Origin of the sequence: Clostridium sp. AN503 (genome assembly GCF_040719375.1) — a bacterium.
In the GTDB taxonomy this organism is placed as follows: Bacteria; Bacillota; Clostridia; order Lachnospirales; family Lachnospiraceae; genus Brotaphodocola.
Window position 1 is genome coordinate 340,551 of the sequence record NZ_JBFDTP010000001.1, and the last position, 20,440, is coordinate 360,990.

14 protein-coding genes are annotated in these 20,440 nt (G+C 47.5%); 5 read left to right on the forward strand and 9 right to left on the reverse strand.

The window, feature by feature from the left end; all coding sequences use genetic code 11:
- Nucleotides 1-44: 44 nt before the first annotated feature.
- On the forward strand, nt 45-1,259 hold the full coding sequence (locus AB1I67_RS01445) for an ATP-binding protein (RefSeq protein ID WP_367028045.1): 1,215 nt from the start codon (nt 45-47) through the stop codon (nt 1,257-1,259).
- 129 nt (nt 1,260-1,388) lie between these two features.
- Here the strand turns inward: AB1I67_RS01445 and AB1I67_RS01450 are convergent, their stop codons facing one another.
- Nucleotides 1,389-3,185, reverse strand: coding sequence for an argininosuccinate lyase (locus AB1I67_RS01450; RefSeq protein ID WP_367028046.1), 1,797 nt, complete (start codon nt 3,183-3,185; stop codon nt 1,389-1,391).
- A gap of 206 nt (nt 3,186-3,391) precedes the next feature.
- On the opposite strand from AB1I67_RS01450, the gene AB1I67_RS01455 reads away from it, so the two are divergent.
- A complete protein-coding gene (locus AB1I67_RS01455; RefSeq protein ID WP_367028047.1) occupies nt 3,392-4,339 on the forward strand; it encodes a helix-turn-helix domain-containing protein in 948 nt (315 codons plus the stop codon).
- Nucleotides 4,332-5,084, forward strand: coding sequence for a hypothetical protein (locus AB1I67_RS01460; RefSeq protein ID WP_367028048.1), 753 nt, complete (start codon nt 4,332-4,334; stop codon nt 5,082-5,084). The genes AB1I67_RS01455 and AB1I67_RS01460 overlap by 8 nt, the downstream gene beginning before the upstream one ends.
- A gap of 139 nt (nt 5,085-5,223) precedes the next feature.
- Here the strand turns inward: AB1I67_RS01460 and AB1I67_RS01465 are convergent, their stop codons facing one another.
- Entirely contained in the window at nt 5,224-6,870 is a 1,647-nt protein-coding gene (locus AB1I67_RS01465) for a hypothetical protein (protein WP_367028049.1), read from the reverse strand.
- Between the two features lie 443 nt (nt 6,871-7,313).
- Between AB1I67_RS01465 and AB1I67_RS01470 the strand changes: the two genes are divergently transcribed.
- Both AB1I67_RS01470 and AB1I67_RS01475 read left to right on the forward strand, forming a co-directional pair.
- The gene (locus AB1I67_RS01470; protein ID WP_367028050.1) at nt 7,314-9,098 is read left to right on the forward strand and encodes a phosphotransferase; all 1,785 of its coding nucleotides are present in this window, start codon (nt 7,314-7,316) and stop codon (nt 9,096-9,098) included.
- 129 nt (nt 9,099-9,227) lie between these two features.
- Entirely contained in the window at nt 9,228-10,379 is a 1,152-nt protein-coding gene (locus tag AB1I67_RS01475) for a cell wall-binding protein (protein ID WP_367028051.1), read from the forward strand.
- Between the two features lie 140 nt (nt 10,380-10,519).
- On the opposite strand, the gene AB1I67_RS01480 is transcribed toward AB1I67_RS01475, so the two are convergent.
- The 7 genes from AB1I67_RS01480 to rfbA all read right to left on the reverse strand — a co-directional run bounded on the left by AB1I67_RS01480 (nt 10,520) and on the right by rfbA (nt 20,373).
- Nucleotides 10,520-11,350: a PRD domain-containing protein gene (locus AB1I67_RS01480; protein WP_367028052.1), complete on the reverse strand. Its 831-nt coding sequence runs from the start codon at nt 11,348-11,350 to the stop codon at nt 10,520-10,522.
- 139 nt (nt 11,351-11,489) lie between these two features.
- Entirely contained in the window at nt 11,490-13,742 is a 2,253-nt protein-coding gene (locus AB1I67_RS01485) for a glucose PTS transporter subunit IIA (RefSeq protein ID WP_367028053.1), read from the reverse strand.
- 240 nt (nt 13,743-13,982) lie between these two features.
- On the reverse strand, nt 13,983-15,656 hold the full coding sequence (leuA, locus tag AB1I67_RS01490; protein WP_367028054.1) for a 2-isopropylmalate synthase: 1,674 nt from the start codon (nt 15,654-15,656) through the stop codon (nt 13,983-13,985).
- Between the two features lie 402 nt (nt 15,657-16,058).
- A complete protein-coding gene (glmM, locus tag AB1I67_RS01495; RefSeq protein ID WP_367028055.1) occupies nt 16,059-17,429 on the reverse strand; it encodes a phosphoglucosamine mutase in 1,371 nt (456 codons plus the stop codon).
- A gap of 54 nt (nt 17,430-17,483) precedes the next feature.
- Nucleotides 17,484-18,332: a dTDP-4-dehydrorhamnose reductase gene (gene rfbD / locus AB1I67_RS01500; protein WP_367029130.1), complete on the reverse strand. Its 849-nt coding sequence runs from the start codon at nt 18,330-18,332 to the stop codon at nt 17,484-17,486.
- Nucleotides 18,333-18,370: 38 nt separating this feature from the next.
- Nucleotides 18,371-19,393: a dTDP-glucose 4,6-dehydratase gene (rfbB, locus tag AB1I67_RS01505; protein ID WP_367028056.1), complete on the reverse strand. Its 1,023-nt coding sequence runs from the start codon at nt 19,391-19,393 to the stop codon at nt 18,371-18,373.
- An 86-nt stretch (nt 19,394-19,479) separates the two neighbouring features.
- Nucleotides 19,480-20,373 carry a glucose-1-phosphate thymidylyltransferase RfbA gene (rfbA, locus tag AB1I67_RS01510; protein WP_367028057.1) on the reverse strand — a complete coding sequence of 298 codons (894 nt, stop codon included), beginning with the start codon at nt 20,371-20,373 and terminating at the stop codon, nt 19,480-19,482.
- Nucleotides 20,374-20,440: the final 67 nt, after the last annotated feature.

The following is a 20,440-nucleotide window of genomic DNA, read 5'->3' on the forward strand; positions in this document are numbered from 1 at the left end:
TTGTACCTTTGGTATACTATATTAGTAAAGGAGGTAATTTAACAATGATAAAACGAGAATCGTATATGAACCGTATACGCCCATTTATCGGTTTGGATATTATTAAAGTATTGACTGGGATTCGAAGAAGTGGAAAATCTGTCATGATGGAATTGATTAAGGAAGAATTGATAAAGCGCGGTATCTCATCGTCCTGTTTTGTTTCGCTCAATTTTGAAGATATGAGTAACCAGTATCTTTGCACAGCGGAGGCGTTACATGAAGAGATAAAAAGACGAGTATCTGCTATTGAAGGAAGGGCCTATTTATTCTTTGATGAACTCCAAGAAGTAGAGGGATGGGAGCGCTGTATCAATTCACTTAGGGTTGAACTGGACTGTGACATCTATATAACTGGCTCAAATGCAAAATTGTTATCTGGGGAATTGGCAACTTACCTTGCTGGACGATATGTGGAATTTGTTATCTATCCGTTTTCTTACATGGAATTTTATGAGCTTTATCAGATGTACTATCCAGATACGCCGGCCCGTGATATTTTTACGAAGTATGTAACATATGGGGGAATGCCTTATTTGGGAAATTTGCGATATGAAATCGAACCATGCCGTCAGTATTTACAGGATCTGTATAATTCTGTGGTTCTTAAAGATATAGTAAAGCGCAATAAAATACGTGATGTAGATTTGCTGGAGCGCATTATTGCTTACGTTATGGCCAATATCGGAACAACATTTTCCGCAACTGCAATATCAAAGTATTTTAAAAATGAGCAGCGCACTGTAGCGGCAGAAACCATCCTTAATTATATTAAGGCATGCGAGGACGCATTCTTATTCTATCGTGTACGGCGCCAGGATTTGCAGGGAAAAAAACTACTTACTGTGAATGAAAAATATTATGTTGCAGACCATGGAGTGCGAGAGGCTGTTATGGGTGAAAATCAGCGAGATATTAACCTGATCCTTGAAAATATTGTGTATTTGGAATTATTACGGCGTGGCTATCGAGTTACTGTGGGAAAGACTGGTGAGAAGGAAATAGATTTCGTATGTGAGCATCAGAAGGATAAATTGTATATCCAGGTGACATATATTTTAGCAACTGAAGATACAATCCGTCGTGAATTTGGCGCTTATGATTCTATTCGTGATAATTATCCTAAATATGTGGTGTCATTGGATGAATTTGATATGAGCAGAAATGGAATAAAACATAAAAATATCAGAGATTTTCTTATGATGGGTAATTGGGAATAAGTTATTAAAGCGGAAAACTCCAATTCCATGCCGATATTAAAGAGTTCCCTGCTATGGAATTTACATGTCCATAACAAGGAACTCTTTTTAGCTTAACTTATGTGGAAATATTTTCACACTAAAGTTCTATTAGCGACTAGGGGTTACAAAACCGTTCTTCCAATCCTCAAGGTTTGCGCCGTTGTCAACAAAGACACCGTTAACCTTAGCCGGTTTAAGTACTTTTTCGTTGGTATACAGCTTAACATCGTAATTATCAACAAAGAAGAACCAGTCATCGCCATCTTTAACGCTGGCTTTATTCTTTACTACACTGCCGCTGGAATTTACTAAGTAGTAATTATTATTATCCAGCTTATAGTAGGTCAGGCTGTCGCCATCCTTATTCCTATATGTGCCAGTGCTATTATAGTTGGTAGAAGTACCTCTCAACTTGCTTCCGGAAATCTTGGTTACAGAAACTCCTGTTGCATTAATATCAACATCTGTACCAGCGTTCGAAGTAACCTTGATTACTTTATACTTATCATCAGAGCCAGCTTTCATTCTGATGCCGGCTTTGTAGATATATTTCTTATCATCAATACCAGTTACACCGCGGCCCTTACCTTCTGCACCGCCGGATTTGCTGAACTGCATGGAATAACTGCTGCCATCAATACTTACGGTTACATTTCCAGTCTTCATAGCGCCATCAACATCGCCATCATTGCCAAAGTAATACAGAGTGTATCCACTAGCAAGCTCGGTGTCGTAATCACCATCAAGCAGATCGTCAATATCATCGCTGTCCATATCGTCAAGCTTAACATCGATAACATTACCGTTTGCGTCTACATCCAGAAGGTTCAGGCCACTCATCATCTTGCCAGCGCCTTCTCTGCCGTCATCAGGCATGAAGCCATAGTATTTGCCTTTGATCTTTTTGATCTTACCGGTTTCCAGAGTTCCGTCACCATTTGCATAGTACCAGTTCTCGTCCTCGTCGTCAGCATCCTTTACATCAAAGGAGTTGGTGTCTGTAAAGGTAGCGTCAAAAGTGTTATCCTCATTCGGAGGAACTACTTTGAACCAGCCTTTGGTAATGCGTGCGCCGTCTTCAGGGCTGTTGAAGTATCCCCAGTTGGAACCACTGCTGGTATTAGCATTGTTTACACTAGCGATAGCCCAGGTGTAAACCATAACACCTCTGTTATCAAAAGCATATTTCTTACCATTAACAGTTTTGGTTCTGTATTCATCAGTAGTTGTGCTGCTCTTCTGGAATCTCTTACCATTACTCTGGAAGTAGAACCAGTGATCCATATCCTCATCTTCCTGATCATCATATACAGTGATTTTCTGCCAACCGGTCTTCATAGCGCCGTCTTCCCAGCTGCCCAGGTAATATACCGGACTATCTGTATTTACGTCAGACCAACCACTGTCATCGCTTAAACGATTAGCCTGGTCGTCAACCCAACCGTAAAGCATAACACCTTCATCATCGAACGCATATCTTTTGCCATCAATGGTTTTGAATTTAGTGTTGGTGCTGGTGTTGTTGCTGGCTTTATATGCCTTACCATTGCCCTGCATATAGTAGTAATGATACTCTGCCGGGTCATCATCGTCCTGATCTTCGTTAACAACCTTAACCCAGGTATTCTTAACCATAACACCGTTGCTATCTACATAGTAGGTATCGTCCTCATCGTCGATCAGCTTGTCGGTAGCCATAGCGCCGCCTTCTTCGCTGTCCATCCAATACCAGTTATCGCCGGACTTTTTCCACTCGTCCTCGACTCTGTTGCCATCTTTGTCGTAGAAATACCACTGTCCATCTTCCTCAACCCAGCCGGTAGCTGCGAAGGAAGTCATGGAAGCGCCGATGGCAAGCAGGGCTGCTGCAGATGCTACTGCAACTACTTTTGTCTGCTTTCTCATAATTAATGCACTCTCCTTTTTCTTTTTTGAAATTCTCTCGAAATTTCCTAAATTGCATTACGAGGTAATTATACTTCCGATAAGGTAAATTATTGAGAAGGGGAGATAGGCAATATTTCTATGCGATTTTCCCTATAATAAAGTATTTTTTTGCTTTTAAACATAAAGTGTGTTATAATTAAAAAAATAATGTTGAGGTAATGAGCATGCAAAGATTATTAAGCAATTTATTACATGTAGATGTCATGGAATGTGAATATAAGGAACAAAAAAAATTGCCGCTATTTTTATTAGATGGCTATGAGATTAAACTGATTAATATTGCAGGAACAGATATCTTATTTGTCAACCCCAAAGTGCCTGTCACTTTTTCAGCACTTAAGAAACATTGGAAGAAGTTTGAGCAACTGACCGGTTTTCCTTGTGTGATATTTGATGACAATTACACCTATTACGGCAAAAAACGAATGATTGAGATGGGAATCCCATTTGTATTCGGAAATGAAGATATTTATCTGCCATTTATGGGCGTTGTGCTGACCCGCAAAAGAAGCTTTACACTGCCGGAGGTGGATGAGTTTTCACCTGCTACGCAGAAAATACTGCTGAAGGCGCTGTATGAAAAGTGGGAGATGGTTTCTACGAAAGAAATCAGCCAACGCTTGCAAGTTTCTCGAATGACAGTTGGAAGGTGCCTGATGGAACTACAGGCCCTGGGACTACCGCTAGTGCAAATAAAAGGAAAAACAAAGTATTTTGCATTTGCGGGAGACAGAAAATCGCTTTATGATTTGTGTAAACCATATTTTATAAATCCAGTAGCAAAATCCATTACCTTAAAAGAAATTCCGGGCAACGTAAACTGCCTTGGCGGAATCTCTGCAATAGCTTATTATTCAATGTTGTCAGATGGAAGATATCCTACTTATGCAGTAAGCCGAGAAGAATATTCTCGGTTAAATGAAGCGAGGTGCGGACAGTGCTCCAGGACGGAGACGCCTGCCTGCAGGTTGCATGTTTTGCGGTATAAGATAGAACAGAATGGCGCTATCGATCCATTAAGTGCCATTCTATGTCTGTCTGATCAGGAGAAAGAAGACCCCAGGATTGAAAGCGCTATAGAAATAATATTGGAGGATTTGTGGAATGGTTAAAGGATTAGAACTTTTTAGGGATTTTTTTCAAGATTACAAAGAGCAATATGTACTGATTGGCGGAGCAGCATGCGATATTATTTTTGAAGATGCTGCACAGGAATTTCGAGCCACACGGGACCTGGACCTAGTTCTGATTGTAGAGGCACTTACCCCGGAATTTGGAAAGATCTTCTGGGAATTTGTAAATACTGGGAAGTACCACAATAAGAGCCGCAGCGAGGGAACACCGCAGTTTTATCGTTTTGATAAGCCTGAAGTGCCAGAATACCCTTATATGTTGGAACTATTTTCAAGACAGTCTTTTCAATTAGTGGGCGATACGAATGTTCTCACACCGATGCATATCGGAGATGAGATATCTAGTTTATCGGCAATTTTACTGAATGATGTTTATTATCAGATGATTCTGGACGGACGAATGGTCATTGACGGTATGGTTGTGCTGGCGCCCGTGTATATTGTACCTTTTAAGGCTAAAGCATGGCTGGATCTGTCTGAAAAGCGTAAAAATGGTTTGCATGTAGATAGCAAAGATATTAAAAAGCATAAGAACGATGTAGTTCGGTTGGTTACGCTGCTTAGTGAAAATGAAGATCTGATTTTGCCAGATGAAGTCAGAATCGATATGGAATTTTTTATTGATGGTTATGAAAAAGAACCTGCGGATCTCAAAGCCCTTGGAATCTTAAGCATGAAAAATGAGGATATTATTAGCAGAATGAGAGGGATTTATTTGAAGTAGTATTTATTTCCCAGATAGCGCGATTTTATTTACACTCTCTGAATATATAATTGCCGCCCATCGGGGGTTAACCCGGAGGCGGCAATTATTTTGCATTACATTATAAAATTCAAGAAATTACTTTTGGTTCTAATGAATCTTATTTGTTCTGCTCGATAGCTTTCTCAACATTCTTGTCGTCAGCATAGTATGTGATCTTGCCTTCGCTGTCAGAGAAGAAGTACCAGTCTTCGCCATCCTTAACGCCATTAGCTTTGGTCTTAAGCTTACCGTTGGTACCGATTAAGTACAGATCCTCGCCGCTCAGCTCGTAGTATCTGATCTTAGTTTCGCTGGATTTGCCCTTATTGTAGATAACGGTCTTGCCTTCAACTAAGTTCTTTACATCACTGGTGCTCAGGAATGTTGCGATATCATCAGTATCAATATCTGCTGCTCTATACTTATCTTCGCTGCTTGCAGCCATCTTCATACCGTACTTGTAGTATACTTTCTTGGAAACGCCATTCTTACCTGCACCTCTGCTTCCAACACCACCGGAATTAGCGAAGTTGAAGGTATAGCTGCTTCCATCAACGCTTGTGCTTACAGTACCAGTCTTCATAGCGCCATCGCTGTCTGAATTATCCGGATCACCAAAGTAGTAAAGAGTTCCTTCTTCGGTAATCTTGCCATCTTTCAGATCATCCAGATAATCTGCATCCAGAGTAGTGTCGTTATCACGAACGTCGTTCTCTTTTGCAAAAATATCATTGATCTTGCCATTTGCCTCATCAACAGACATATAAACCAGACCGCTCAGCATTGCGCCGTACTCATCAAATGCATAATATTTGCCTTTGATCTTTGCAATTTCCTGAACTTTCAGGTTGCCATCGGAATCAGCATAGTACCACTGTGCTTCATCGTTTCCATCACCAGACATTTCGTAGTCAAATTTGTTCTTCGGAACAACCTTGAACCAACCCTTGGTCTGACGTGCGCCGTCATCCGGAGAGTTAAAGTACTTCCACGCACTCGGAGAAGCATCATTGCTTGCAGAAGCCTCATCCAACCATTTGTAGTACATCTCACCTTCAGCGGTGAATGCATATCTCTTACCATTGATACGGATGGTATCATCAGCATCACTGGTACCTGTTCTCTTTACGCCGTTGCTACCGAAGTAGAACCAGTAATCAGCATCTTCATCTTCATTATCCCATGCGTCATATACGGTAATCTTCTGCCAGCCGGTCTTCATGGAACCGTCTTCCCAACCGCCAAAGTAGTTGGTAGCGCTCTTCCAGCCGTCATCCTCAGCCATCAGGCTGTTGGTCTCTTTGTCAACCCAGCCGTACAGCATCTTACCATCGGAATCGAAAGCATATTTCTTGCCGTCGATAGTTTTCTTAGAGAAGGTATCGCTCTTATATGCTTTACCATTGCTCTGCATGTAGTAGTAACGGTACTCAGCCGGATCAGTATCATCATCCTGATCCTCGTTTACTACTTTAACCCAGGTGTTCTTAACCATAACACCGTTGGAATCAACATAGTAGGTGTCGCTGCCGTCTTCAATCAGTTTGTCAGTGGCCATAGCGCCGTTCTCTTCGCTATCCATCCAGTACCAGTTGTCACCGGACTTTTTCCACTCGTCGCTTACTCTGTTGCCATCTTTGTCATAGAAGAACCACTGTCCATCTTCCTCAACCCAGCCGGTAGCTGCGAAGGAAGTCATGGAAGCGCCGATAGCAAGCAGGGCTGCCGCAGATACGACTGCAGCTAATTTTGTCTGCTTTCTCATAATTAATGCACTCTCCTTTTTCTTTTTTGAAATTCTCTCGAAATTTCCTAAATTGCATTACGAGGTAATTATACTTCCGATAAGGTAAATTATCAATAGTTTTTTTACATTTTTTCGTTGTTTTGGAATAAATGCAAATCTATTCATACACCACTAGAAGTTACCACCTCTCCATCACACTGACAGTATAATACACTTTTTCGGGAAATGCTATAACGAAACCCTAAGCGTTTTCTTACGGAAATCTTACGAAAAACAAATTTTTCCCAAAAATTGTATTAATATTAGTACAATCTTTCTTTTTGCTGGGTTTTTATGGGACTGCGTGATATAATGTTCATAAGTTCTTTGTTTTGAATATTTTTGAACATGTTTGGAGAGAGTAGGAACTAAAAAAATGCGTGCCAAATCATTTTAAAGAGCAATTTCAGGAGGTAGAATATATGAACCGAATCGGTCTGATCTGTCGTTACATTAAAGAAAATCCGCATAGTACCCAGAGGGAACTGGCGCAAAAAATGGATCTGTCACTGGGAACTGTCAACACCCTGATCAAAGAATGCACCCGCCAGAGACTGATCGCACAGGAGAAAAGCATCGCAGGAACTTATGAGGTGACTGGCGCAGGGGATGCTTTCCTGGAACAGTTCAAGGTGGATGGCGCGCTGATCATTGCCGCCGGGTTCGGCTCCCGCTTTGTTCCGCTGACCTTTGAAACGCCCAAGGGGCTTCTGGAGGTGTTTGGAGAGCGGATGATCGAACGGCAGATCTGCCAGCTGCATGAAGTGGGGATCACGGATATTACGATCGCTGTAGGATATTTAAAGGAAAAGTTTGAATATCTGATCGATAAATACCAGGTGAAGCTTCTCTATAATCCGGAGTATTCCTGCAAAAATACTCTCGCAACCATTTATCACGCCCGCAGGGTCTTGTCCGGGCGCAACATGTATCTTCTGTCCTCCGATAACTGGATGCGCGAAAATATGTTCCACAGCTATGAATGCGGCGCATGGTATTCTTCTGCTTATATGGAGGGGGATACTTCAGAGTGGGTCCTTACCTATAATAAGAAAGGACGAATCACAGACATTGCCGTTGGCGGACGGGATGCCTGGGTGATGTACGGGCCGGTTTTCTTTTCAAAGGAATTCTCGGAAGCGTTCCTGCCTATACTGGAGAAAGATTATCATACCCCCGGCACCGAGCAGTTTTACTGGGAAAATGCATTATTCGGGCATCTCGATAAACTGGAAATGGATATCAACCGTCAGCCTGAAGACCAGGTCTATGAGTTTGAGAACCTGGAGGAACTGCGCAAATTCGACACACGGTATCAGAACCGTTCTGATAATAAAGCGTTGGAGCTGGTTTCGGAGGTTTTTCAGATACCTGAGTCCGATATCCACGATATCCGCTGTTTAAAATCCGGTATGACCAACAAATCCTTCCTGTTTCAGGTAAATGGTCGCCACTATATCTGCCGGATACCAGGACTTGGGACGGAGCTTTTGATCAACCGGCAGGAGGAGAGTGAGGTTTATGAAGCAATACGTCCGCTGGATCTGTCTGAGCATATCATTTATATGAACGGACGCACTGGATATAAGATCTCTGAATATTATGAAGGCGCACGCAATTCACGGGCCGACAACTGGGAGGATGTGGCCGCCTGTATGGCTGCACTGCACCGGCTGCATGATTCCGGGCTGACTGTGGACCATGATTTTGATATCCGGGAGCGGATCTCCTTCTATGAAAGACTTTGCAGCGCCCACGGAGGCACGCTGTTTGAGGATTATGAAACGGTACGGGGTTGGATGGAGGAATTGATGGACCGTCTAGACCGTTTGGGCCGGCCAAAAGCTCTGGCCCATATCGACAGCGTGGCTGATAACTTCCTGTTCCTGCCGGACGGTTCCGTGCGTCTGATCGACTGGGAATATTCGGGCATGTGTGATCCCCTGATCGATATTGGTATGTGCTCCATTTATTCCTATTATGATGAAGAGGCGGTGGAGAAACTGATGGATATTTATTTTGGACGTCCTGCCATAGAAGAGGAACGTCTGGCTGTTTATTCCTATATTGCTCTGGGCGGGTTCCTGTGGAGCCTTTGGGCCGTCTATAAAGCCTCTCTTGGTGAAGAGTTTGGTGAATACACTTTGATCATGTACCGGTATGCCAAAGATTATTATCGGAAAATTACCGATATGGTGCAGGAATAGGAAAAAATGGCAGAAATATTTACGCAGATTGTAATAAAAATGTTACCACTTGTTTTACTTCCTGTGCTATAATGAAAAACAGAGAACAATTGGAATACACATATATCGATCTACAAGGAGGAGGAAGGTATGAGGAACAAACGACGTCTGACTGCTGTGGCACTTGCGGGCATGATGGGAGCGATGACGCTGTCTTCCAGTTTTACGGCTTACGCGGCTGCCGGCTGGGTGCAGACCGGGAACACATATGTATATTATGACGCTGATGGTTCCATACACAAAGGCTGGGTGAACACCGGCAACGGTTATTATTACACGGACCTTTCTACCGGACAGATGGTCACCGGATGGAAACTCATCAACAACAACTGGTATTATTTCCAGCCAAACGGCCTGATGGCTACCGGATGGGTGCAGGACGGCGGCAAGTATTACTACACTCTGACCGACGGCACCATGCACAAAGGCTGGATCAACATTGGCAATGATTACTACTATCTGAAGGAAGACGGTTCCATGGTCACTGGCTGGTATCAAATGGACAATGCCTGGTACTATTTCAACACCGACAACGGCAAGTGCATCCTGAATACTCCCTGCGAAATTGACGGAAGCTGGTATATTTTCGGTTCCGACGGAAAGATGCTGACCGGATGGCAGCAGGTGGACGGTTACTATTTCTACTTCCACACAGATGGCAAGATGCTGACCGGATGGCTGAGTGACGGCACCAACAAGTATTACATGAATCCGGCTAACGGCAGGATGTCCACTGGATGGACCGTGATTGACAATTACTACTATTTCTTTAACAATTCCGGACACCGGCAGACGGGATGGATCATAGATAATGGCAGTTACTATTATCTGGATCCGAATGCAGACGGACGGATGGTGGCCGGTACCACGATGACCATCGGCGGAGTATCCTACTCCTTTGCTTCAAACGGAGTATGCAACACCGGCGGAAATGTAGGAAATGCATATAACACGAACTCCAACAACAATAACAGCTACAACTCCCCGACCGGCGGGAACAATACATACAATAACAACAATAATAACAATTTCAATAACAATAATTATGTAAACAGCGGCCCTGGCGCTTCGGGCGGAAATAATAATAACACCTATAACACTCCGGGCGGCACAAATACAAACTCATCACCAACTACCAACGCTTCGCCGAGCGGCAACTCGACACCAGGCGGATCTAATTCCCCCAGCAGCAATTACGGTTACGATCTGCAGCCGGGACTGACCGGCGGACCGAAACCGTGATGGACCAAATTTACAAATAAGCAAAATTTCTGACAAAACAAACAGTACCGAGACGCAAATGCCCGGTACTGTTTGTTTATTGATATTTGTTTTATGGTCGCTGTTTTACTGCCATTGCTATTTTTACATCCATTTCCAGCCTACGCCCTCAACCGTTCAATGTGGATCCCCAGGTGTCCCACAGCCTCTTTCGGAATATCCCGCTGAAGCTCCTGCGCCATGAGTGCACACGCCTCTATGGCAATCTTATAGGAATCCGGGAACTGGGTCCTGGCATACTCGTCTATATCAAGGCTGATGGGATCGGAATTCTTTATGCACGCCACCAGATAACGCAAATGAGCCATGAACCGTTCATACGCAAAGGAGTGCGGGTCCAGGTCGATCCCCAGCCGTTCTTCCACAAGCGCCGTCAGCTTTTCCAAAAGCGACACCGTCTTTAAAGACTCTTCCAGCTTCTCATCCATACGCCCGGCCCGGAGATGGAGAGCGATATAACCGACCTCCGTTTCGGGCAGAAGGCAGTCCGCCATCTCCCGTATGATCTCCCGGGCAGCCAGCGCCGCCTGATATTCTTCGGGATACAAAATCTGGATCGCCGCGTGAAGAGGATTGTCCAGCACGACTCCGCTCTTCACGCGTTTTGCAGCAAATGCGATATGGTCCGCCAGCGGAATCAGGATATTGGGGTTCATCTCCCCTAAAGCCTGTCTTCCTGCATCCACGATACGCCCCGCCGTTTCCAGATAAACCGGCTCCACTCCTCCGATCACCTGGCGTCCCGTGCGGTTTTTCTCCTCCCTGCCGACGATGGCATAACGTTTTACCGCATCTGTCTCTTTTAGCTCAAAACGTTCATTTATGCGTTTTCCAAAACCTACGCCGCTCCCCAGCAAAATGGCTTCTTCCTCACGCTGCATATCAAAAACCAGTATTCCGTTGTTGTTCAGAACCTTGATCACGCGATACATTTTTCTCCCCCGTTATTAAAACATTTTTACCCCAATGTTCTCCTTTTATAATAACATGTCTCCCCTGTTTTGTCCCGTCCTGTCTGATCTTAATTGCCAATTTATTTGTGGGTAGCTTCCCGGGTATCCGGATATATCTTCACCCGACCAAATCTGCTGCATGTTCCAGGGCCTTCACCGGCTTTTTGTCTGTTTTGATGAATGCCCCTTCCGGCAGAGACGTGAAGATGACGATACACGCATCTGAAACTGCATGTTTTCTTACATAGTCCAGATCAAAACGCATCAGCAGGTCGCCTTTCTTAAAGGTATCTCCATCCTGCACAAAGGTCTCAAAACCTTCGCCGTTCAGCTTCACGGCATCAATGCCAATGTGAAGCATCAGCTCCATACCATCCTCTGTCTTTAATCCCATGGCATGTTTTGTGGGGAAGACAAAGGCAACCACCCCATCGCAGGGCGCAGTCACTTCTCCGTTTTCCGGTATGACCATATAGCCATCTCCTATCATCTTTTGGGAAAATGTAACGTCCGGAGCTTCCTCAATGGGCGCTGCCATTCCGTCAAACGGGCTGTACAGCGGCGTCACTTTCTCATTGGTCAGAATCTCCCGGCTCTCGTCCGGTATGATAGATCCGCCTGCGGCTCCGGCAGTCTTTTCCAGTGGATCGGTCCCTGTATTTTCCAATTCTCCATGGTACTCCGTATCCGGCGCGGTTGCCATATAGGCAACCAGATCTGCCTTGATATTGGGAACTGACGGTCCGTACACCACCTGTACTCCCTGGCCTTTCCGGATGACGCCTGCGGCCCCCGTTTCTTTCAGAAGCGTCTCGTTCACCAGCTCCGGCTTATTTACCGTACAGCGCAGCCTGGTGATACAGCAATCCACGTCTGCTACATTTTTCTTGCCGCCAAGGCCATTTAAGATCATCTCAGACCGCTGGTCTGTATTGGAGGATGCAGCAGATGTCCCGTCTGTTGCCCCCTGCTTTTTCGCATTCACATCGCTTCTCACATAAAGCTTCACTTCTTCACTGTCATCCCTGCCCGGAGTCTTCAGATCAAATCTCAGGATCAGGAACTTAAACAGGAAATAATACACTGCAAAATACACCACGCCCACCGCCGGGATCCAGTACCAGCTTGTCTTGGAAGCTCCGGGCAGGATGCCGAACAGTACCAGATCGATGATCCCGCCGGAGAAGGTCATGCCAACTCCCACATTCAGCATATGCATAAGCATATAGGAAATACCGGCGAGCACACTGTGAATGGCGTACAAAAATGGCGCCACAAACAGGAATGTAAACTCGATGGGTTCTGTGATCCCTGTAAGCATTGCAGTCAGCGCCGCTGAGATCAGAAGTCCTCCCGCCGCCTTTTTCTTGTCAGCCCTGGCCACCTGATACATGGCGAGAGCCGCACCGGGAAGCCCAAAGATCATGAACGGGAATTTGCCGGTCATAAACCTGGTTCCGGGATTGACGCTGAAATGACTGATATCTCCGGCTACTGCCAGCTGTGCAAAAAAGATATTCTGTGCCCCATAGACCATCTGTCCTGCGACTTCCATCTGGCCTCCGACCGCGGTCTGCCAGAATGGGATGTAAAATACGTGGTGGAGCCCAAAAGGAATCAATGCCCTCTCAATAATGCCATACAGCAGGGTTCCCGCATATCCGGAATTGTTGACCAGGGCTCCCAGACCGTAGATCCCGGACTGGATCACCGGCCATATAAAGTACATGCCAATGCCCACAAAGATATATACCAGGCTGGAAATGATCGGTACAAACCGGGTCCCGCCGAAGAAGGACAGTACCTGGGGAAGCTGGATGTTGTAATATTTATTGTGAAGCGCCGCTACCCCAAGGCCCACGATAATGCCGCCGAAAACGCCCATCTGCAGGGTGCTGATCCCCAGTACGCTGGTAACCGTACCGTCCAGCATTCCCATGGTGTGTTCCACCGCGCCGACAACACCGGATACGGCATTTCCCGATCCATCCGTCAGAGCCGCTACCACCTCCAGCTTCCCGGAAAGCACCAGGAGCGCATGGATCGCCGTGTGCATAATAAAGAATGAGATCACGCTTGCCAGGGCCGCAACCTCTTTCTCCTGCTTTGCCATACCGACTGCAACGCCGATGGCGAACAGAAGGGGCAGATTGTCAAAAATAACGCTTCCGCAGCTGTTCAATATGGTCAGGAAACCATAGAGAAAGGTTCCTTCACCCAAAAATGCTTCCAGATGGTACGCGCTGATCATGGTGGCATTGGTAAAGGATCCGCCGATTCCCAGCAGCAGACCGGCTACGGGAAGAATTGCAATGGGAAGCATAAAGGAGCGCCCCACCCTCTGAAGAATACCAAACATCTTGTCTTTCATTTTTCTGATACCTGCTTTCTTTTTTATTTGTGTAAATAAAAAATGTTCCGGGCACTAAAAAAGGCATAAACTACACGCACAGCCTTATGAGCCGAGCCCTGCATAGTTTATGCCTGAATTGATATTCCAATCAGTAACACACTAATCTGTATTTATTTACAAAAGGAATTATAACGGAGGGTTCACAAAAAGTCAAGCCTGTTTTTAATCCAACTGGAACTTTTTGTCCGCGTTCTATACTTATGCGTAGAACAGACGGTTCACCGCGCTGAAGATACCGCGCAGAGACGCCCTCGTAATATTGGAGCTGACGCCAACACCGTAGGTCACTCTTCCGGTTGCCTGATCCATCAGATGGATATAGGAAGCTGCCTGCGCGCCGGAACCTGCCCGCATTGCGTGCTCGTTGTAGTCCAGAACACGGATCTGGATACCAAGCGCTTCCTCTAAGCCTCGCTGTACCGCATCGATCGGTCCGTTTCCAACGCCCTCGAAGGTCTTTTCCATACCGTGATCGGTATAGGTAACCTTGGCCAGAGTCGCATATACGCCATCCTCCACTTCTGTGTCGGTAATCTGGCACTTGCGGAAATGCATCGGCTCTTTTCTCTCCAGATAGCATTTCTTGAATTCGTCCATGATCTGCTCCGGAGCAACCTCGCCCTGCTTCTCGGAAATCTTCTGGATCACATCTGCAAACTCCTTGTGCATGCCCTTCGGCAGACGGAAGCCATAGAAGGTGTCCATAACAAAAGCTACGCCGCCCTTGCCGGACTGGCTGTTGATGCGGACGATCGGCTCGTACTGTCTGCCGATATCTGCCGGATCGATGGGCAGGTACGGGACCTCCCAGTACTCGCTGTTTCTCTCGTGGAGGGCCTGCATGCCCTTGTTGATAGCGTCCTGATGAGAACCGGAAAATGCGGTGAACACCAACTTGCCCGCGTAGGGGTGGCGCGGATGGATATCCATCTTGGTGCAGCGCTCATAAACTTCCGCGATCTCACGGATATTGCCAATCTCCAGCACCGGATCGATGCCCTGTGAGAACATATTGTAAGCCAGGGTCAGGATGTCTACGTTGCCGGTACGCTCACCGTTGCCAAACAGGGTTCCCTCAACACGGTCAGCCCCGGCTAAAAGCGCCAGCTCCGTAGCCGCAACGCCCGTACCTCTGTCATTGTGCGGGTGAACGCTCAGGATAATACTGTCGCGGTTCTTGAAATGCCGGTTCATCCACTCGATCTGGTCCGCGTAAACGTTGGGCGTGTTCATCTCTACGGTAGACGGCAGGTTCATGATGATCGGCCGCTCCGGGGTCGCCTGTCCCCAGGCATCCTGGACTGCTGTACAGATATCCAGAGCATATTCCAGCTCGGTTCCGGTAAAGCTCTCCGGGGAATACTCTAACAGCAGATCCCCGTCGTATTCCGCCGCATATTTTTTCACAAGCTCAGTGCCCTCGATGGCAATCTGCTTGATCTCCTCTTTGTCCTTGTGGAACACCACATCCCGCTGCAGCGTGGAGGTAGAGTTGTAGATATGTACAACCACCTTCTTGATCCCCTGGATCGCCTCGAAGGTCCGCTTGATCAGATGCTCACGGCACTGTACCAGCACCTGCACCCTCACGTCGTCAGGGATCATCCTGCGCTCCACAAGCTGACGCAAGAAGTCATACTCGATCTGGGACGCCGCCGGGAATCCGATCTCAATCTCCTTGAAACCGAGCTTCACCAGCATATTGAAGAATTCTATCTTCTCCTCCACGACCATCGGCTCGATCAGAGCCTGGTTGCCGTCGCGCAGATCCACGCTGCACCAGATCGGCGCCTTTTCAATCTCTTTGTTCGGCCACTGCCTCTCCGGGTAGTTCACCACCGGGACTCTTTTATATCTTTGATAGTTTAACATGATAACTTCCTCCATTTCTGTTCAATAGTTCCCGCTAATCGCTCTGCTTTTGCATGCGCTCTCAAAAGCGCACACATCCGTTTTCTGTCTTTCAACCGTCAGCCCGTGACGGGCAGTCGCTCGATCACTCCATAGCGCCGAACAATGAACAGTACTGATCCTAACGATTCAGCCCCATCTCTCATCATCCCTTTTCTGATAAATTTCTGAATCAAACTGCGGCGGCGAAGCGACAGCCTGTGCCGCGCTGATACGATTACACAAATCCCCGGCTGCAAGTCTACACCCGGGGATTATTTACTTCTCTGCCGCATTATTAGTATATATTAACATAAGAAAAAGATACTGGCAAGAAAATTATTATAACAAAAGGTTATATCTGCCATTCCCGCATACAGTCAGCTACAGCACATGACCCTGGGCCTTCATCACGTCGATGACCTGATCCACGTACTTCTCACACAATTCCTCGCTGGCGGCCTCTACCATCACACGTACTACCGGCTCGGTGCCGGACTGGCGCAACAGGATACGTCCGTCGCCGCCCAACGCCTCTGTGACCTTCGCCACCTCCGCCTGTACCTGCGGATCATCCTGGGCAGTCTGCTTGTCATGGACACGGACATTTTTCAGTACCTGCGGGAAGATCTCCACCTCGGAAGCCAGCTTTGCCAGGCTCTCTTTTTTCTCCAGCATGACTTCCATCACCTTTAAGGAGGTCAGGATACCGTCCCCTGTGGTAGCGTGTTTGCTGAAGATGATATGGCCAGACTGTTCTCCGCCCAGGCAGTTGCCGTATTGGGACATGTTCTCGTACACATACTTGTCGCCAACCGCAGTCTTTTCATAGGCAATGCCTTCGCGGTCGAACGCTTTGTAAAGGCCAAAGTTGGACATTACCGTGGTAACTACTGTATTGTGGAACAGGGAACCATTCTCCTTCATATACTTTCCGCAGATATAAAGGATCAGATCGCCGTTGATCTCATTGCCGTTTTCATCCACGGCGATGCAGCGGTCTGCATCCCCGTCATAGGCAAAGCCTACGTCACAGCCCGTATCCTTCACATACTTCTGCAGTACATGGATATGGGTGGAACCGCAGTCTGTGTTGATATTGAGGCCATTGGGCGTATTGTTGATCACATGGGTTTCAGCGCCCAGTGCGTCAAATACATTCTTTGCGATGGCGGAGGCACTGCCGTTGGAACAGTCCAGAGCCACCTTTTTCCCCTTGAAGGACCGGGTCGCGATCGAGATCAGGTAACCGATATAGCGGTTCCGCCCTGCCGCATAATCCACAGTGCGCCCGATCTTGTCTTTCAGGGCAAAAGGAATCTCGCCGGTCTCGCCGTCTAAATATTTCTCAATCTCTTCAATGACGTCCTCCTCCAGCTTTTCGCCCTTTCCATTGATGACCTTGATCCCGTTGTCATAGTATGGATTGTGGCTTGCAGAGATCATGATACCACAGTCAAACTCTTCCGTGCGCACCACATAGGAAACGCTGGGGGTCGTGGTCACATGGAGCAGATAAGCGTCCGCCCCGGACGCCGTCAGGCCCGCCACAAGGGAATACTCAAACATGTAGCTGCTCCGCCTCGTATCTTTTCCAATCGCCACGCGGCATCTGCCTTCCGGGTTCATCGCAGAAGGTTTGCTGTGCCGGCCGTAATACCAGCCCAGGAAACGTCCCACCTTGTATGCGTGCTCCACTGTCAGGTTCACATTGGCCTCTCCGCGGAAGCCGTCGGTTCCAAAATACTTACCCATGTTCTCATATCTCCTTTTTAGTTCATACAAAAGCAAGCCCCTTGCTCTCTGTTGTCAATATTCGATTTCCTTCAGGAAACGGCTGAGGGCGTCCTGCCAGGTCGGCATCAGTTCAAAACCATTCTCTGTCAGTTTCGCCTTGCTCATACGGCTGTTGGCGGGGCGCTTTGCCTTGGCCGGGAACTGGTCGCTGCTGACCGGGGTCACCTTCACATCGTCCATACCCGCCTGATGGAAAATCTCTTTTGCAAACTCATACCAGCTGCACAGACCTTCGTTGGTGGCATGATATCTTCCATACTTGTCAGTCTGGATCATATCCACCAAAAGCCTCGCCAGGTCATAGGTGTAGGTCGGGGAACCAACCTGGTCATCTACCACGCTGACTGCACCGCGCTCTTTGCCGAGACGCAGCATGGTCTTGATAAAATTCTTTCCTGCAACGCCGAACACCCAGGCGATCCGCACGGTAAAGTACTGGTCTAAAAGCTCCTCAACCGCCAGTTCACCCTCGCATTTGGTCAGTCCGTACACGTTCAGCGGATTCCTCTCGTCATCCGGTTCCCAGGGGCGGGTGCCTTCACCGTCAAACACATAATCGGTGCTGATATACATCATCTTCACCCCTGCGTCGCGGCAGGCTGCCGCCACATTGCGGGTGCCTTCGCCGTTGATCCGGCGGCACCGCTCTACATCATCCTCCGCTGCATCTACTGCAGTATATGCAGCACAGTGGATCACTGCGTCTGCTTTTGACTGGGAAATCACGCTTTTACAGATAGCCGCATCGGTGATATCCATCTCCTCCACGTCCACGCCGATCCCTTCCAGACCACGCTTTTTAAGCTCATTCATCAAATCCGTACCCAACTGTCCTTTGGCTCCGGTTACCAATACCCTCATGCTCATCTTCATCTACCGCCTGTACTGTCATTCCGGCCTTACAGCCTGTCCCCATACATCTTGTCAAAATAGCTGCTGTACTCACCACTGATGATATGCTCCCACCACTCGCGGTTGTCCAGATACCACTGGATCGTCTGTTTCATGCCAGTGTCGAAATTGAACTCCGGCTCCCAGCCCAGCTCTGTCTCCAGCTTCTTTGGATCGATCGCGTAACGCATGTCATGTCCAGGACGGTCCGTCACATATTTGATCAGGCTCTCCGGCTTGTCCAGAGCGCGGAGCACGGTCTGTACTACCTCCAGGTTGGTGCGCTCGTTATGTCCGCCGATATTGTAGACGCAGCCGTCCGCGCCCTTACGGATGATCAGGTCGATGGCCTGGCAGTGATCCTTTACATGCAGCCAGTCACGGACGTTTGCACCGTTTCCGTATACTGGAAGCTCCTCGTCCGCCAGCGCACGGCTGATCATCAGCGGGATCAGCTTCTCCGGGAACTGGTAAGGCCCGTAGTTGTTGGAGCAGCGGGAAATGGACACCGGTACGCCAAAGGTCCGGTGATAAGCCATCACAAACAAGTCCGCACTGGCCTTGGAGGATGAATAAGGGCTGGAGGTGTGCAGCGGGGTATCCTCTGTAAAGAACAGGTCCGGGCGGTCTAATGGCAGATCTCCATAAACCTCGTCAGTGGACACCTGATGGAACCGCTTGATACCATACTTTTTGCAGGCGTCCAAAAGGGTCGTGGTTCCCATCACATTGGTGCGCACAAAGATCTCCGGGTCCGTAATGGAACGGTCCACATGGCTCTCCGCCGCAAAGTTCACGATCACATCCGGTTTCTCTTTTTCAAACAGGTCAAATATGAACTCCCTGTCTGCGATGTCGCCCTTTACAAAACGATAGTTCGGCTTGTCCTCCACCGGTTTTAAGGTCTCTAAATTCCCTGCGTATGTCAGGGCATCCAGATTGATGATCATATCCTCCGGGTATTTCTCTACCATATAGTGCACAAAATTACCACCGATAAATCCGGCTCCGCCAGTCACAATAATCTTCATTTGTCTCGTATCCTTTCTCTCTCAGCCAATCTTTATTTTATGCCGCCCTTTGCATACGGCGCTTTTCATGTATCTGTACCAGTCCCTTAAAGGTTATGCAGCTTGTCGATGTACTTCCCGTCCAGGACGTCCTTTAAATACTGCCCGTACTGATTCTTTTTGAGGATCTCGTAGGTCTCCAGCACCTGTTCCTTCGTGATCCAGCCGTTTAAATAGGCGATCTCCTCCAGGCACGCGATCTTGCGGTGCTGATGGTCCTCGATCGTCTTGACGAAATTGGTAGCCTCCACCAGGGATTCATGGGTCCCGGTGTCCAGCCAGGTAAAGCCCTGCCCCAGAAGGGTCACATCCAGTTCGCCATTCTCCAGATAGATCCGGTTCAAATCCGTGATCTCCAGCTCCCCACGGGCAGAAGGCTTTAAGTTCTTCGCATACTCCACCACCCGGTTGTCATAAAAATACAAACCGGTCACACAGTAGTTGGACTTGGGTTTTGCCGGTTTCTCCTCAATGGAAACCGCCTTGCCTGCCGCGTCAAACTCAACAATGCCGAAACGCTCCGGATCATCCACATAGTAGCCAAATACGGTAGCCCCTTTTTCCTTTTCCGCGGCAGCGCGCAGGCGTTTTTTCAGTCCCTGGCCGTGGAAGATATTGTCCCCCAGCACCATGGCAACCGGGTCGCCTCCGATAAAATCAGCGCCGATGATGAATGCCTGGGCCAGTCCATCCGGACTCGGCTGGACCGCATACTGAAGCTCTACGCCAAACTGGTGTCCGTCGCCTAAAAGCGCCTCAAACCGGGGCGTATCATCAGGGGTGGATATGATCAGGATCTCCCGGATGCCTGCGTTCATCAGAACAGAAAGCGGGTAATAGATCATGGGTTTGTCATAAATCGGAAGAAGCTGCTTGGATGTTACCTTCGTGAGCGGGTACAGGCGGGTGCCTGAACCACCGGCAAGTATAATACCTTTCATGGTTTTTCTCCTTATAAGCAATATGCATTTTACACTAGTTTGTACTATACCACACAACATTTTAGAA

Coding starts and splice junctions, on each gene's coding strand:
- glmM (WP_367028055.1), bottom strand. CDS start 17,429: ATGGGTAAGTATTTTGGAACCGACGGCTTCCGCGGAGAGGCCAATGTG.
- AB1I67_RS01485 (WP_367028053.1), bottom strand. CDS start 13,742: ATGAAAGACAAGATGTTTGGTATTCTTCAGAGGGTGGGGCGCTCCTTT.
- AB1I67_RS01465 (WP_367028049.1), bottom strand. CDS start 6,870: ATGAGAAAGCAGACAAAATTAGCTGCAGTCGTATCTGCGGCAGCCCTG.
- leuA (WP_367028054.1), bottom strand. CDS start 15,656: ATGTTAAACTATCAAAGATATAAAAGAGTCCCGGTGGTGAACTACCCG.
- AB1I67_RS01470 (WP_367028050.1), top strand. CDS start 7,314: ATGAACCGAATCGGTCTGATCTGTCGTTACATTAAAGAAAATCCGCAT.
- AB1I67_RS01480 (WP_367028052.1), bottom strand. CDS start 11,350: ATGTATCGCGTGATCAAGGTTCTGAACAACAACGGAATACTGGTTTTT.
- rfbB (WP_367028056.1), bottom strand. CDS start 19,393: ATGAAGATTATTGTGACTGGCGGAGCCGGATTTATCGGTGGTAATTTT.
- AB1I67_RS01460 (WP_367028048.1), top strand. CDS start 4,332: ATGGTTAAAGGATTAGAACTTTTTAGGGATTTTTTTCAAGATTACAAA.
- rfbD (WP_367029130.1), bottom strand. CDS start 18,332: ATGAGGGTATTGGTAACCGGAGCCAAAGGACAGTTGGGTACGGATTTG.
- AB1I67_RS01475 (WP_367028051.1), top strand. CDS start 9,228: ATGAGGAACAAACGACGTCTGACTGCTGTGGCACTTGCGGGCATGATG.
- AB1I67_RS01455 (WP_367028047.1), top strand. CDS start 3,392: ATGCAAAGATTATTAAGCAATTTATTACATGTAGATGTCATGGAATGT.
- rfbA (WP_367028057.1), bottom strand. CDS start 20,373: ATGAAAGGTATTATACTTGCCGGTGGTTCAGGCACCCGCCTGTACCCG.
- AB1I67_RS01445 (WP_367028045.1), top strand. CDS start 45: ATGATAAAACGAGAATCGTATATGAACCGTATACGCCCATTTATCGGT.
- AB1I67_RS01450 (WP_367028046.1), bottom strand. CDS start 3,185: ATGAGAAAGCAGACAAAAGTAGTTGCAGTAGCATCTGCAGCAGCCCTG.